Source organism: Paracoccus rhizosphaerae (genome assembly GCF_026162645.1).
In the GTDB taxonomy this organism is placed as follows: domain Bacteria; phylum Pseudomonadota; class Alphaproteobacteria; order Rhodobacterales; family Rhodobacteraceae; genus Paracoccus; species Paracoccus rhizosphaerae.
Genome location: NZ_JAOTBE010000001.1, coordinates 106,821 through 120,043, shown reverse-complemented (window position 1 = coordinate 120,043; position 13,223 = coordinate 106,821). Strand labels below are relative to the sequence as shown.

General features: G+C 67.7%; 16 protein-coding genes. 5 read left to right on the top strand and 11 right to left on the bottom strand.

The annotated features are described in order from the left end of the window. Nucleotides 1-10 precede the first annotated feature (10 nt). Nucleotides 11-760 carry a DUF1013 domain-containing protein gene (locus OC184_RS00625; protein WP_265505202.1) on the bottom strand — a complete coding sequence of 250 codons (750 nt, stop codon included), beginning with the start codon at nt 758-760 and terminating at the stop codon, nt 11-13. Between the two features lie 185 nt (nt 761-945). Here OC184_RS00625 and OC184_RS00620 point away from each other — a divergent pair, with 185 nt between their 5' ends. Beyond that, nucleotides 946-1,581 (top strand): ribonuclease T2, encoded by a 636-nt coding sequence (locus OC184_RS00620; protein ID WP_265505201.1) that lies wholly within the window; start codon nt 946-948, stop codon nt 1,579-1,581. A gap of 31 nt (nt 1,582-1,612) precedes the next feature. On the opposite strand, the gene OC184_RS00615 is transcribed toward OC184_RS00620, so the two are convergent. Next, the gene (locus tag OC184_RS00615; protein ID WP_265505199.1) at nt 1,613-2,599 is read right to left on the bottom strand and encodes an NAD(P)H-quinone oxidoreductase; all 987 of its coding nucleotides are present in this window, start codon (nt 2,597-2,599) and stop codon (nt 1,613-1,615) included. A gap of 9 nt (nt 2,600-2,608) precedes the next feature. Next, complete coding sequence (locus OC184_RS00610) at nt 2,609-3,262, bottom strand: COQ9 family protein (RefSeq protein WP_265505198.1); 654 nt, start codon at nt 3,260-3,262, stop codon at nt 2,609-2,611. A 94-nt stretch (nt 3,263-3,356) separates the two neighbouring features. Here OC184_RS00610 and rpsU point away from each other — a divergent pair, with 94 nt between their 5' ends. Further along, a complete protein-coding gene (gene rpsU, locus OC184_RS00605) occupies nt 3,357-3,563 on the top strand; it encodes a 30S ribosomal protein S21 (protein WP_081994671.1) in 207 nt (68 codons plus the stop codon). 56 nt (nt 3,564-3,619) lie between these two features. On the opposite strand, the gene OC184_RS00600 is transcribed toward rpsU, so the two are convergent. Beyond that, a complete protein-coding gene (locus tag OC184_RS00600; RefSeq protein WP_265505197.1) occupies nt 3,620-4,087 on the bottom strand; it encodes an Lrp/AsnC family transcriptional regulator in 468 nt (155 codons plus the stop codon). Nucleotides 4,088-4,221: 134 nt separating this feature from the next. On the opposite strand from OC184_RS00600, the gene ald reads away from it, so the two are divergent. Then, nucleotides 4,222-5,340, top strand: coding sequence for an alanine dehydrogenase (gene ald, locus OC184_RS00595; protein WP_265505196.1), 1,119 nt, complete (start codon nt 4,222-4,224; stop codon nt 5,338-5,340). Between the two features lie 3 nt (nt 5,341-5,343). Here ald and mscL read toward each other — a convergent pair whose 3' ends face one another. The 3 genes from mscL to OC184_RS00580 form a co-directional block, all read right to left on the bottom strand. After that, a complete protein-coding gene (gene mscL / locus OC184_RS00590; RefSeq protein ID WP_265505194.1) occupies nt 5,344-5,790 on the bottom strand; it encodes a large conductance mechanosensitive channel protein MscL in 447 nt (148 codons plus the stop codon). 113 nt (nt 5,791-5,903) lie between these two features. Then, nucleotides 5,904-6,521, bottom strand: coding sequence for a DsbA family protein (locus OC184_RS00585; protein WP_265505193.1), 618 nt, complete (start codon nt 6,519-6,521; stop codon nt 5,904-5,906). A gap of 31 nt (nt 6,522-6,552) precedes the next feature. Then, a complete protein-coding gene (locus OC184_RS00580) occupies nt 6,553-7,086 on the bottom strand; it encodes a DUF721 domain-containing protein (protein WP_265505192.1) in 534 nt (177 codons plus the stop codon). Between the two features lie 84 nt (nt 7,087-7,170). On the opposite strand from OC184_RS00580, the gene OC184_RS00575 reads away from it, so the two are divergent. Then, a complete protein-coding gene (locus OC184_RS00575; RefSeq protein WP_265505191.1) occupies nt 7,171-8,196 on the top strand; it encodes an A/G-specific adenine glycosylase in 1,026 nt (341 codons plus the stop codon). 10 nt (nt 8,197-8,206) lie between these two features. Further along, a complete protein-coding gene (locus OC184_RS00570; RefSeq protein ID WP_265505190.1) occupies nt 8,207-9,343 on the top strand; it encodes an alkane 1-monooxygenase in 1,137 nt (378 codons plus the stop codon). A 6-nt stretch (nt 9,344-9,349) separates the two neighbouring features. Here OC184_RS00570 and OC184_RS00565 read toward each other — a convergent pair whose 3' ends face one another. The 4 genes from OC184_RS00565 to OC184_RS00550 all read right to left on the bottom strand — a co-directional run bounded on the left by OC184_RS00565 (nt 9,350) and on the right by OC184_RS00550 (nt 13,217). Further along, the gene (locus tag OC184_RS00565; RefSeq protein WP_265505189.1) at nt 9,350-10,732 is read right to left on the bottom strand and encodes an FAD-binding oxidoreductase; all 1,383 of its coding nucleotides are present in this window, start codon (nt 10,730-10,732) and stop codon (nt 9,350-9,352) included. Nucleotides 10,733-10,890: 158 nt separating this feature from the next. Then, complete coding sequence (locus OC184_RS00560; RefSeq protein ID WP_378926325.1) at nt 10,891-12,018, bottom strand: site-specific DNA-methyltransferase; 1,128 nt, start codon at nt 12,016-12,018, stop codon at nt 10,891-10,893. 93 nt (nt 12,019-12,111) lie between these two features. Then, nucleotides 12,112-12,738, bottom strand: coding sequence for a ribonuclease HII (locus OC184_RS00555; protein ID WP_265505188.1), 627 nt, complete (start codon nt 12,736-12,738; stop codon nt 12,112-12,114). Further along, nucleotides 12,738-13,217: an ureidoglycolate lyase gene (locus OC184_RS00550; RefSeq protein ID WP_265505187.1), complete on the bottom strand. Its 480-nt coding sequence runs from the start codon at nt 13,215-13,217 to the stop codon at nt 12,738-12,740. The genes OC184_RS00555 and OC184_RS00550 overlap by 1 nt, the downstream gene beginning before the upstream one ends. Between the last annotated feature and the right edge of the window lie 6 nt (nt 13,218-13,223).

Here is a 13,223-nt window from a genome sequence, read left to right as displayed (position 1 = left end):
CCAGACGACCTCAGCGGCGGTCGTCCTCGTCATCGTCGTCGTCCCCGCCACCCGGTAGGTTGAAGAAGCTGTCGGCATCGCGCGACGGCTCTTCCTTCGGCTCCTCGCGGGTGAGGCTGAAGTTCTCTAGCCCTGCGATCGAGGTCGGCAGGCGCGGCTCCTCGGACATCGACAGCGACGTTTCAGTACTGACCAGCTTGCGACGTTCGTCGTCGGTCATCACCACGCCTTCCGCCGCGCGTTTCTTGGCAGCCTTCTGGACGGCGGCGTCCAGTTCCGTCTGCCGGCAAAGCCCCAGGGCGACCGGGTCGATCGGCTGGATGTTCTGGATGTTCCAGTGCGTCCGCTCCCGGATCGAGGCGATGGTCGGCTTGGTCGTGCCGACCAGCTTGGCGATCTGCGAGTCGGCCAGTTCAGGGTGGAACTTGACCAGCCACAGGATTGCGGCCGGGCGGTCCTGGCGCTTGGACAGGGGCGTATAGCGCGGGCCGCGGCGCTTTTCCTCGCCCTCGGACGCCGGGTTGTGCTTCAGGCGCAGCTTGTAGGCGGGGCTCGCCTCGGCGCGTTTGATTTCTTCGGCATCCAGCTGGTTCGAGGCGACGGGGTCGAACCCCTTGACGCCCGTCGCCACGTCGCCATCGGCGATGCCCTGGACCTCAAGCTCGTGCAGACCGCAGAAATCGCCGATCTGCTTGAAGCTGAGCGTGGTGTTGTCGACCAGCCAGACGGCGGTGGCCTTGGCCATCAGCGGCTTGCTCATGTCAGTCTCCTTCGCGTGTCTGTCCCGAACATAGGAAGCTTGGGCCGGAAAAACGGCTTTGGCGGGTGCCATTCCTCGTTTTCGGGGGGAATTGCCGGGTGATATAGCGTTTCGGACCGCCGGGGAAAAGAGGATTCGCACGATTGCCGGGTGCGAACGCCTGAAAACGGCGATAGGCTGGCGGCATGCGCATGCCGATCACCGCCCTCGCCCTGTTGCTGTCCCCCCTGCCCCTGGCGGCGCAGGACGTGGCCGGGCAGTTCGATTACTATGTCCTGTCCCTCAGTTGGCAGCCGGCTTGGTGCAGCCGCACCGGCGACGAACGCAACGCGCCCGAGTGCCGCGACGGCACGGGACGGGACTTCACGGTCCACGGGCTCTGGCCGCAATACGACCGCGGCTGGCCCCAGGATTGCGCCACGTCCGAAAGGGACCCGTCGCGCCGCGACAGCGTGGGAATGGCGGACATCATGGGGTCGGGCGGGCTGGCCTGGTACCAATGGCAGAAGCACGGCCGCTGCACGGGCCTGTCGGCCGAGGGCTATTTCGAGGCGACCCGCACTGCGCTTCGGACCGTGACGATCCCCGAGGTCTTCGACGACCTCGATCGCGACATCAGCCTGTCCCCAGGCATCGTCGAGGAAGCCTTCCTTGAGGCCAATCCCGGCCTCGGGCCGGACGGCGTCACGGTCACCTGCCGCGACGGCGCCCTGGCCGAGGTGCGGATCTGCCTGACCCGCGACCTGCAGCCGCGGGACTGTGCGCCTGACGCACTGCGCGATTGCAGCCAGCCGCGCATCCTGATGGAGGAGGTGCGCTGATCCGGACCCCCGGCCGGGACCAGCGCCTTCGTCAGCCGGCCACCTTCAGGACGATCTTGCCGATGTGGCCGCTGCTCTCCATCCGCCGATGGGCGTCGGCGGCCTCGGCCAGCACGAATTCGCTGTCGATGGTGACGCCGATCGAGCCTGCCGCGATCATCGGCCAAAGCTGCTTGCGGATCGCGTCGGCAATCTCGGCCTTGGCGACATCGGACTGCGGCCGCAGGGTCGATCCGGTGATCGTCAGCCGGTTCACCATCACCTGAGCGAAGTTCAGCTCGACCTTCGGGCCTTCCAGGAACGCGATCATCACCAGCCGCCCGTCAAGGGCCAGGGACTTGATGTTGCGCGGGATATAACTTCCGCCGACCATGTCCAGGATCAGGTTGGCGCCGCCCGCCTCGGTCAGGATCTTGACGAAGTCCTGGGTCTTGTAGTTGATCGCCGTCGCGCCAAACGCCTCGATGGCGGCGCATTTCTCGTCGCTGCCGGCCGTGGCGAAGACGCGGGCCCCCAGGGCGCGCGCGATCTGGACCGCCATCATGCCGATGCCGGACGTGCCGCCATGAACCAGGAACCGCTCGCCCCCCGTCAGACCGCCCCGCTGCACGACGTTCGACCAGACGGTGAAGGCCGTCTCTGGCAGGCAGGCGCCTTCGCGCAGCGTCATGCCCTTGGGGATGCGAAGGGCGTGGTCGGCATGGCAGACGGCATATTCCGCATAGCCGCCGCCGGGCAGCAGGGCGCAAACCTGTTCTCCCTTCCTCCACCGCGTGACGCCCGCGCCCATGCCGACGATCTCGCCCGAGGCCTCCAGCCCCGGCAGGTCCGAGGCGCCGGGCGGCGGGGCATAGCTGCCCGCGCGCTGCAGGACGTCGGGGCGGTTCACGCCGGCATAGGCGACCTTGATCAGGATCTGGTCGTGGCAGGGCACCGGTACGGGGCGGGTCGTCTGGCGCAGCTGGTCGGCCGCGCCGGGGGCGGCAATCTCGATCGCCGTCATCTGGTCGGGGAACATCGTCTCTCCTTAGCGGGTTTTGCCGGGAAGGGCACGCTCGCGCGGTGCGCGGATCCAGCCGAAGGCGGCACGGGCCAGCGCGTCGGCTCCGGGCAGCTTGCGCAGCCGCGACTTGGCGGATTCGAAGTTCATCACCCCGTCGATCCGGCGGTCGATGAAGGCGCGGGTGTCGGCCTTGCCTTCCGAATCGTCGCCCAGCCAGAACAGCACCGTGGCCGAGATCACCGCCGACAGGATCGCGCGCTTGGAATACCAGTTCACGTCCTGCGACCGGTCGCCAAGCGCGGTCCAGATGACATCGGCGCTCTCCCAGACCAGCCGGGACGCCAGTGCCGCGTTCTGCGGCAGCGCCAGCGTCGCGGCGCCCGCGCGGACCAGCTCGGGATCGACCAGTTCCAGCCGCCTCCAGACGGCCTCGGCCACGCGGTCGCGGAAGCGGCCCTGGGGCGGAGTTTCAGTCAGCCAGACGCGCAGCGCCTGGTCGGCATCGCGGTGATAGGCGGCGGCCAGGCTGGCGCCGCCCTGAGGGAAATGCACGCGCACCAGCGACGGCGACATGCCGATGTCGCGGGCGCCGGCGGCCAGGGCGTGGTCGTTCATCCCCTCGAACGGGACGTGGATCAGCGCGGCCTCCTGCAGCGCGTCGCGGTCGGTCTGGGTCATGGCACACCTCATCTGGACAAACGCGCCCGGCTTTGATAGGGGGACGCTTCCTGCAATCTTTGCAACTCTAACCTAGGAAGGTGGTGACAACCACATGCAGGTCAATGTTCGCGACAACAACGTCGAACAGGCGCTCCGCGCTCTGAAGAAGAAACTTCAGCGCGAAGGTGTCTTCCGCGAAATGAAGCTCAAGCAGCATTTCGAGAAGCCGTCGGTCAAGAAAGCCCGTGAAAAGGCCGAGGCCGTTCGCCGCGCCCGCAAGCTGGCCCGTAAAAAGGCACAGCGCGAAGGCGCGCTGTAAGACGACGCGATCTTGTGTCATCCGAAAACCCCCGCGGCCCCGTGTCGCGGGGGTTTTCAATTCTGGACCGGGATCGCCGTGGTCCGGAATACCGTCCGCAGGGCGAAGCTGGAATGCATCTGCGCGACGCCCGGCAGGCGTGACAGGTGCTGGCGGTGGATGCGGGCGAAGTCGTCGGTATCCTCGACCACGATCTTCAGCAGATAATCAGCCGTGCCCGCCATCAGGTGGCATTCGAGGACATCCGGGATGGTCCGCACACCGCGTTCGAAGGCGTCCAGCACCTCGTCCGCCTGGCCCGATAGCGTGATCTCCACGAAGACGGTGGTCTGGCGGCGCAACGCGCGCGCGTCCAGCAGCGCGACATAGCCCGAGATGACGCCCGCCTCTTCCAGCCGCTGCACACGCCTGTGGCAGGCCGAGGGCGACAGATGCACCCGCACCGCCAGCTCGGCATTGCTGATTCGCCCCTCGGTCTGTAGCAGGGCGAGGATCCGGCGATCTATTGCGTCAAGTTCGGCCATTCTCGCAGCTTCTTCGAAATCGCCGGGCTGCGCCAGAAGGAACTTCGCGGATCGGAGCGGATTTTGCCGCAGCTTCGCAACACCTTTCAACCCGCCGGTGGCAGGATGGTGCAAACGGCCAAAGGGAGAGAGCCATGAAGATCGGATGCCCCACTGAAGTCAAACCGCAGGAGTTCCGCGTGGGCCTGCCCCCCGCCGCCGCCGCCGAGGCCGTCGGTCGCGGACACGAGGTTCTGGTCCAGACGGGCGCGGGCGTCGGCGCGGGGTTCACTGACGATGACTATCAAGCCGCCGGCGCGAAAATCGCGCCCGACGCGGGGTCCGTCTTCGACGAAGCCGAACTGATCATCAAGGTCAAGGAACCGCAGGCGGCTGAACGCAAGATGCTGCGCAAGGGCCAGCTGCTGTTCACCTATCTGCATCTGGCGCCGGACCCCGACCAGACGCGCGACCTGATGGAGAGCGGCGTCACCGCCATCGCCTACGAGACCGTGACCGATGCGCGGGGCGGCCTGCCCCTGCTGGCGCCGATGTCAGAGGTCGCCGGCCGACTGGCGCCCCAGGTCGGGTCCTGGGCGCTGCAGAAGGCCAATGGCGGGCGCGGCGTCCTGATGGGCGGCGTTCCCGGCGTCAGGCCCGCGAACGTGGTCATCATCGGGGGCGGCGTCGTGGGCGCGGCAGCCGCGCGCGTCGCCGTGGGCATGGGAGCGAATGTCACAGTGATGGACCGCTCGGTCCCGCGGCTGTCCTATCTGGACGACATCTTCATGGGCAAGCTGACCACGCAATTTGCCAGCGCCGCCGCCACGGCCGAGCTGATCCAGGCCGCCGACATGGTGATCGGCGCAGTGCTGATCCCCGGCGCCGCCGCGCCCAAGCTGGTCAGCCGCGCGCAGCTGTCGACCATGCCGCAGGGGTCCGTGCTGGTGGACGTGGCCATCGACCAGGGTGGCTGCTTCGAGACGTCGAAGGCGACCACGCATCAGGACCCTATCTACGAAGTCGACGGTGTCGTGCATTACTGCGTGGCGAACATGCCGGGCGCGGTGGCCCGCACCTCGACCCAGGCCTTGGGCAACGCGACCATGCCGCACCTGATGGCGCTGGCCGACAAGGGCTGGCGGCAGGCGGTCACCGACGACCCGCACCTGCGCGCGGGACTTTCGGTACATGAAGGTCAGCTGACCTCGCCCCCGGTGGGCGAAGCACTTGGGATCGCGGCGGTCACGCCCGAAGCTCTGCTGTCGCGGTAGGCGTCAGACCGGGTTCGCCCGGTCGGCCAGCAGGTCGCGGATCTGCGCCAGCAGTTCCTCCTGACTGGGGCCGGTGGGGGCGACGGCCTCCTTGGCCTCTTCCTGCCGGATCGCGGCCCGCTGGATGCGGTTCACGACCTTGACCAGCAGGAAGACGGCCCAGGCCACGATCAGGAAGTTCAGGACCGCCATCAGGAACGACCCATAGGCGAAGATCGCCGCGCCCGAATCGCGCGCGGCGGCCAGGCTGGCCCCGTCGGGCACGTTGCCTGACAGTACGAAATACTTGTCGGTGAAGTCGATCCCGCCGGTCAGCAGCCCCAGCACCGGGTTGATCAGGTCCACCACCAGCGAATTGACGATAGCCGTGAAGGCCGCGCCGATGATGATGCCGACGGCAAGGTCGATCACATTGCCGCGGGCGATGAACGTCTTGAATTCCTGGATCATGGCATCCTGTCCCTGTTGCGCAATGTCCCGTCGCGCGCGGAGTCTGGGACCTGGATTAGAAAAAAGCAATCGCCTCGGGCGGGCGCCCGGCGGAGGCCGCCGGGCGCGACAGGTCATTCCGCCGGGACGGCGTCCGCCAGCTTGGTGTCGATGATGTCCTTCATGCTGTCCCAGGCCTGGTTCGGCACCTTCTCGTCGCCGATGATGAAGGTGGGCGTGGCCTCGACCTCGTCAGCGGTGGCGTTCTGCTGGAAGGTGGCGATCAGCTGTTCGACCTTGGCGGTGTCGTCCCAGCAGGCGGTCATCTGATCTTCGGTCATGCCGGCCTTGAGGCCGATCTTGCGCAGGTTCGCGGCAATCTCGTCGCCCGAGCCGCCGGCCAGCCATTCGCCCTGCTCCTCGAACAGCATGTCGCTCACGGCGTAATACTTGTCGTCGCCGCCGCAGCGCGCCAGGATCCCGGCCCAGAGGCCGACCTGGTCGAAATAGATGTCGCGCTGAATGAAGCGGACCTTGCCGGTGTCGATGTATTCGGCCTTCAGCTCGGGGAAGACGTCGTTGTGGAAGTTGGCGCAATGCCCGCAGGTGAAGCTGGCATATTCGATGATCGTCAGCGGCGCATCCTCGGCGCCCATGGCGATGTCGGGAAGCGGTTCGGGCGCAGCCTCCTGGGCCACGGCGGGAACGGCCAGGGTCATCGCAAGGGCAGTCGCGACAGAGCGGAGAAACATCGGTTGATCCTTTCAGCGGGTCTGGAACGGGTCAGCCTTGGCGGGGCCGGCGGCTGGCGACGTTCATCGCCAGCCGGGCCATCGCCTCGGCCAGGGTGGGGTCGGTGAATTGCCGCGCGACGCCGTCGGCCTGGGCGACCAGCGCCGGGTCGGGGGCCTTGGGCGCGCGAGGGGCGTGGCCGAAGCTGGCTTGCCCTTCGGCAAATCCGGTCGCGGCGGTCTGGGTCAGGGCGATCCGCTGCACGGCGTTGTAGCCATAGCAGGCGTTCACCCGTTCGCGCAGTCGCGGCAGCTGCATTTCGACCATCGGCGCCATCGGGCCGGTGGTCAGCAGCGTCAGCGTCGCACCAAAGCCGCCGCGGCTGTGACTGATCCTGACGGGCCGGGTGACGGCGGCAAGCTGCGGGCCCGCGATCTCGGGCCAGTTGGTCAGCAGGCGGGCGACGGCAAAGCCCCGACCCTCGGCCGCCTTCTGCACCCGGTCGGCCAGCAGTGACGCTGCCGCCTGAAAGCCGCGGCTGCGGCGGCGAGTCGCCTTTCGGCTGGCATCGGGTGTCTGGGCCATCTTCGCCTGTTCTGCTAATACGGGCCGACCTTAGCCAGCCATCCACCCGGATGAAAGCGCGCCAATCCGACAAAGGCCACATAATTGCGTGACAGCAAGGTGATCGCCCCCGACCTTCTGGCCTGGTATGACCGCCACGCCCGCAGCCTGCCCTGGCGCGTCCCGCCGGGCGGGCCGCCCGCCGATCCCTATCGCGTCTGGCTGTCAGAGGTGATGCTGCAGCAGACCACCGTCGCGGCGGTCAAGGCGTATTTCCTGCGCTTCACATCGCTCTGGCCGAAGGTTCAGGACTTGGCCGCGGCCGAGGATGCGCAGGTCATGGCCGAATGGGCGGGGCTGGGCTACTACGCCCGCGCCCGCAACCTCCTGGCCTGCGCGCGTGCCGTCACCGCCTTGGGTGGCTTTCCCGACACCCGGCAGGGGCTGGCGGCGCTGCCGGGCATCGGCCCCTACACCTCGGCCGCAATCGCGGCGATCGCCTTCAACCGGGCCGAGACAGTGGTTGACGGCAATGTCGAACGCGTGGTCTCGCGCCTGTTCGCGGTCGAAACGCCCCTGCCCCACAGCAAGCCGGAGCTGGTCGCCTTGGCCGACGGGCTCACGCCGACCGCGCGCCCCGGCGACTTCGCGCAGGCGATGATGGATCTGGGCGCGACCATCTGCACGCCGCGAAAGCCCGCCTGCGGCATCTGTCCGCTGATGGCCGTCTGCGACGCGCGGGCACAGGGGATCGCGGCCGACCTGCCGCGCAAGGCCCCCAAGCCTCCCAAGCCCGAACGTCAGGGCGTCGTCTGGCTGGGCCGCCAAGGGAACGCCCTGCTGCTGGAGCGTCGCCCCGACAAGGGCCTTCTGGGCGGCACGCGGGCCTTCCCCTCGGCCGGGTGGGACGGGCGGGATCTGCCGCCGCCAGGTCCCGCCGACTGGCGCCCGATCGGGCAGGTCCGCCACGTCTTTACTCATTTCGCGCTGGATCTGCAGGTGATGCTGGGCGATCTCACCGGCAACCCGACCCGGGGAGAGCTGGTTCCCCTGGACCGGATCGACCGCGACGGGCTGCCGGGGCTGATGCGCAAGGTCTGGGATATGGCGCAGGGCCCCTTGGCCGCGTAGCATCGCCGGCATGTCCGAGTCGTCCCCATCTGCCGTACCGGCCGCAGCGCCATTCTGGCTGTCGCTGGCGCTTCTGCCGCTGGTCGCGCTGGCTGCGTCGCGGGGCGGCGCGTGGTGGATGCTGATCCCTGCCTATGCGTGGTACCTGACCACCGCACTGGACAGTCTCTTGGGCGAAAATCCGGCCAATCCCGATCCCGGTACGGACCACAGCCTGTTCTGGCACCGCGCCATCACGATCATCTGGTTCCCGCTGCAGGCCGCGGCGATCTTCGGGACGATCTGGTATGTCCAGTCCACCGGCCACTTGACTGGGTGGGAGAAGCTGGGCCTCTTCTTCGGCATCGGGGTCCTCTCTGGCAGCATCGGCATGGTCTATGCGCACGAGCTGCTGCACCAGAAGCCGGCGCATGAACGCTGGCTGGGCGACCTGCTGCTGGCCAGCGTCCTCTATTCGCATTTCCGGACCGAACATCTGCTGGTTCACCATTCGTGGGTGTCGACACCGCGGGACGCGGTCTCGGCCCGCTATAACGAAGGGTTCTACCGCTTCTTCCTGCGCGTGCTGCGGGACGGGCCGCGCAGCGCGTGGCGGGCCGAGTCCTGGTTCCTGGCCCGTGCCGGGCGCCGCACCTGGGACCGCCGCAACCCCTTCTGGCGCTATGCGACGCTGCAAGGGGGAATGCTGGTCCTGGCCCTGGCTCTGGGCGGCTGGACGGGGCTGGGTCTGTTCCTCTTCCAGGCCTTCGTAGCGGTCTGGCAGCTTGAGCTGACGAACTATGTCGAACACTACGGCCTGTCGCGCAAGCATCTGGGCGGCGGCCGGTACGAGCCTGTCCGCCCCCGCCACAGCTGGAACGCCGCCCATACCGCGACCAACTGGCTGCTGATCAACCTGCAGCGCCATTCCGACCACCACTTCAAGCCCGACCGGCGGTTCCCCCTGCTGCAGACCTACACCCCGGAAGAGGCGCCGCAGCTTCCCTTCGGCTATCCGGCGATGACCTTCATGGCCATGATCCCGCCCTTGTGGCGGCGGCGCATGAACCCGCGCGTGCGCGCCTGGCGCCGCCAGTTCTATCCCGAGATCGCGGACTGGACGCCCTATAACAAGGGCACCCTGCCGATGCCCCGCAACGCGCCCTGACCGGGATCAGCGCGGGATCGTCTTGCCGGGGTTCAGGATCCCCTGCGGGTCCAGCGCGTCCTTGATTGCCCGCATCACCTCCAGCGCCACCGGGTCCTTGTGGCGCGACATCGAGCCAAGCTTCGACAGCCCCACCCCGTGTTCGGCCGAGAAGGTGCCGTTCATCGCCACCGCAAGCCTGTCGATCTCGGCCCGCAGCGCGTCCTTCAGCGCGGCATCGTCGCGCGACGGCCAGCAGGTGTAGTGGATATTCCCGTCGCCCAGATGCGCCACCGACAGGACCTGGCAGCCGGGGTCGATGGCCGTCAGCAGGGGTTCGACGTCGCGCAGGAAATCGGCCACGCAGTCGCGCGGCAGGGCGATGTCGGTGTCCAGCACCGGGCGGCGGGCAAAGGCGATCTCTGCCGCCGCCTCGCGCCGCGACCACATCTCTTGGCGCTGCGCCTCGCTGGCGGCGATGACGGCGTCGCTGACCGTGCCGTCCTCCAGCCGCGCGGCCAGGACCTCCTCCAGCACCTCTGCCAGGTTTCCCTGTCGCGCGGCGGCCAGTTCGACCAGCAGGTTCACAGGATGGGGCGCGTCGAATGGCTCTCGGGCGTCGGTGCGCAGGGCAAGGTGGCCGTCGATGAAGGCGCGCGGCATGAACTCGAACGCGACCACGGCGTTTCCGGACGCATCCTGCAGGGCGTTCAGCAGATCCGTGGCCCGGTCCAGCGCCGGCATCGCGACCATGGCGGTCACGCGCTGTGAAGGCCGGGGATGCAGTTTGACCACCGCCGCCGTGACGATGCCCAGCTGCCCCTCGGCTCCGATCACCAGGTCGCGCAGATCCAGGCCTGAATTGTTCTTGTGCAGCGCCTGCATCAGGTCCAGCACCCGCCCGTCGGCCAGCACAACCTCCAGCCCCAGGCACAAATCGCGCGTATTGCCATAGCGCAGCACATTCGCGCCGCCGGCATTCGTTGACAGCACGCCGCCGATCATGGCCTGCCCGCTGGCGCCGAAGGCCAGCGGAAAAGTCAGATCATGGGTCTCGGCAGCGGCGTCCAGCGCGGCGACGATCACGCCGGCCTCGACAACGGCAGTGCGGGCGCGGGGGTTGATCTCGCGGATGCGCCGCATGCGGTCCAGCGACAGCATGATCGCGCCCTGCCCCATCGCGCCGCCGTTCAACCCGCTATTTCCGGACACCGGCACGACCGGCAGACCCCGAGCGCCCGCCAGCCGCAGGATCGCCGCCACCTGGTCGCGATCGGCGGGGCGGGCGACGGCCAGGGGTTCGCCGTGATACTGACCCGTCCAGTCGCTGGCCCAAGGCGCGGCATCCGCGCCGGACGCCACGTTCGCCTGCCCCACGATCCCGGCCAGCGCCTGCACCAGATCATCCATCTTCGTCCCCGTTCCTTGGCTTCGTCACGGGCATACATGACCGCGCCGCCGACACCAATCGCCGGCACATATGAAAAAGCCTCGCCATGCTTGGGCACGGCGAGGCAAGGTGGTCCCGCCGCGCTGGCGCAGGCGGAACTTGGCGAACAGAATGACGATCAGTTGGGGCGGGTGACCTCGCCTTCCATCTCGGCGCGGATCTGCTGGCGCAGGATGTCCAGCGGGATCATCTTGCCTTCGCGCCGGAAATGCCAATAGGTCCAGCCGTTGCACGATGGCGCGCCTTCCAGCGCAGCGCCGACCTGATGGATGCTGCCTTTCACATCGTTGCCGATCAGGCTGCCATCGGCGCGGACCTTGGCCTTGTGGCGGTTGCCGATCGAGAACAGCTCCTCGCCCGGACGCAGCATGCCGCGCTCGATCACCTGGCCGAAGGGGATGCGCACCTCGGCCCGCTTGGCGCGGGTGGTGGCGATGGCTTCGGCGTCGAAGCGGCGCACACGGGCCAGGCGGCGGGCGGCGACCTCGCGGTACGCCTCCTCGCGCTCGATCCCGATATAGTCGCGACCCAGCATCTTGGCGACCGCGCCGGTGGTGCCGGTGCCGAAGAAAGGATCCAGCACCACGTCGCCCGGATTGGTGGTGCCGACGATCACCCGATGCAACAGGCTTTCGGGTTTCTGCGTCGGGTGCGCCTTCTCGCCCGCCGCGTCCTTCAGACGCTCTCCGCCGTTGCAGATGGGCAGGACCCAGTCGCTGCGCATCTGGATGCCTTCGTTCAGCGACTTCAGCGCCTCGTAGTTGAAGGTGTATTTCGAAGTCTCGGACTTGGCCGCCCAGATCAGCGTCTCGTGCGCGTTCGTCAGGCGCTTGCCGCGAAAGTTCGGCATCGGGTTCGACTTGCGCCAGATCACGTCGTTCATGATCCAGAAGCCCTGGTTCTGAAGCTCGGCCCCCACGCGGAAGATGTTGTGATAGCTGCCGATGACCCAGATCGCACCGTTGGGCTTCAGAAGCCGCCGCGCGGCCGCCAGCCAGTCGCGGGTGAAGGCGTCATAGATGGCAAAGCTGGAAAACTGGTCCCAATGGTCGTCCACCGCATCCACCCGGCTGTTGTCGGGGCGGTGCAGGTCGCCCTTCAGCTGCAGGTTATAGGGCGGGTCCGCAAAGATCAGGTCGACGCTGCCTTCCGGCAGGCCGTTCATGATCTCGATGCAGTCGCCGCCCAGGATCTGGCTCAGCGGTAACGGACGCATGGAATCCACGCGTTTGTCCTTGGTTTTCATCATGCTCTGCCTTTGGGGAATGCCGGCTTTTGCCGGTCTGATATGCCCCCAAAGATGATTCAGAGCCGATTCGGCGTCAATTTCTTTTTTGAATCAACCACTTGTCACTGGGGCTTTACACAAGATATTGTGGACCGGTGCGAAGGACCGCCTATGGTGTGGGGTCACACCCAAATCTAGCAGCGCAAGTTTATGCGCCGGCGTCGGGTATCCGGCATTCGCTTCCCAGCCATAGCCGGGGTGCTGTTGCGCCAAATCCACCATGATGCGGTCGCGCAACACCTTGGCGATGATCGACGCCGCCGCGATGGTCAGGCTGCGCGCATCGCCCTTGACGATCGCCTCGCCGGGGCTGGACAGGTCACGCGGCACGCGGTTGCCGTCGACCAGCACCAGGCACGGCCGCTGGCGCAGACCGGCGATGGCGCGGCACATGGCGGCGTGGCTGGCGTGATAGATGTTCAGGCGGTCGATCTCGTCCACGCCGACATGCGCTACCGACCAGTCGCAATGAGCCATCAGCCAATCAGCCAGCGCCTCGCGCCGCGGCGCGCTCAGCTGCTTGCTGTCGTTCAGGCCGTCGGGGATGTTCAACGGGTCGAGGATCACCGCCGCCGCCGTCACCGGTCCGGCCAGCGGTCCACGGCCGACTTCGTCCACGCCGGCGACCAGCCGCGCCCCCCGCGACAGCGCCTCGGCTTCGAAGGCATAGTCGGGCATCAGCCGGTGATCCTGACCGGATCGATGCGCACCTCCTCAAGGTTCACGCCCCCGCCCTCCCGGTCGACGACCAGGAAGTCGGCGGGACGGTCCAGCGGCGTCAGGACACCGTGCCAGATGCCGGCGTGCAGGTTCACGCCCGTCCCGCCGGGGACCAGGAAGGCCAGCGGCGTGCCGGGACGGCCGCCCTGATCCGGGGCCACGACCGACAGCCAGTCGTCAGGCCCCAATGGCATGAACGCCTGGCTGCCAAGGGGGTGGCGCTCCAGAAGATCGCAGTCATAGGGCAGGCTGACGGCTTCGCTACGGAAGATCGAGACGATGGCCTCGCCTCCGCCGCGCTGGACGGTGGCCAGGGCATGGTGGCGTTCGCAGCGCCCCGCATTGATCATGCGGTCGGGGGCTGGACGGGGCTGCAGCACGTTGCCGAAGGGGGCGAAGGCCGCGGCAGTCAGGGGCTGGATGCGGATCGTGGTCATGCCGGG